Source organism: Protofrankia sp. Cr1, assembly GCF_963555865.1.
In the GTDB taxonomy this organism is placed as follows: domain Bacteria; phylum Actinomycetota; class Actinomycetes; order Frankiales; family Frankiaceae; genus Protofrankia.
The window spans coordinates 1214-1771 of record NZ_CAUVXO010000650.1 but is presented as its reverse complement, the minus strand read 5'-3'; the positions used below and the strand labels follow the sequence as shown (position 1 = coordinate 1771).

Annotated in this window: 1 protein-coding gene; it reads left to right on the top strand. The window is 72.0% G+C overall.

The features are described 5' to 3' along the window. A partial coding sequence (locus tag U9980_RS27380) for a hypothetical protein (RefSeq protein ID WP_322770570.1) occupies positions 1 to 486 on the top strand: 486 nt, incomplete at its 5' end. Between the last annotated feature and the right edge of the window lie 72 nt (positions 487 to 558).

Genomic DNA, 558 nt, shown 5'->3' with positions numbered 1-558 from the left:
CTGGGCCACCCATCCCACCCATCCGGCCAGGCCGGCCAGGCCGAGCCTGCGGTCGCGTCGATGTCCGACGCCCTGTTGCGTCGACTGGTACTGGCCCGCTGCGACGTCGCGGACGGGCTGCCCGACCGGCACATCCTTCCCGCGCTCGCCGACGTCCAGGCGATGCTGGCCGGGCCGTCGGTTACCGAACCCGCCTGGCCGGCGAACTCCGCCAGCCGCCGCATCGAGGAATGGGCGGTTGTGCTGGCCGAGGCCGCCTACCGCTATGACCAGGTCGCACTGGTCTTCGCCGCGGCCGTGCGCGGCCGACGCGCCGGTGCGGAACAACGCTGGGCCGAATGGTCCGCGCGGGTGCTGCACACCGAACTGACCCTGCCGTCCGGCGCTGTGTCGACCGGTGCTGTGCCACCGACAGCAGCCGGGCCGTTCTCTCCTAGCGGGCCGTCCGTCGCTGCCGGATCCACGACCAGCCTGTCCGCGGGGTAGCCGATGACCTTGGGTCCCGATGATCGTCCGGTCTCCGGTCAGGGGCGACGTGCTTTCAGTCTCGACGAGGAC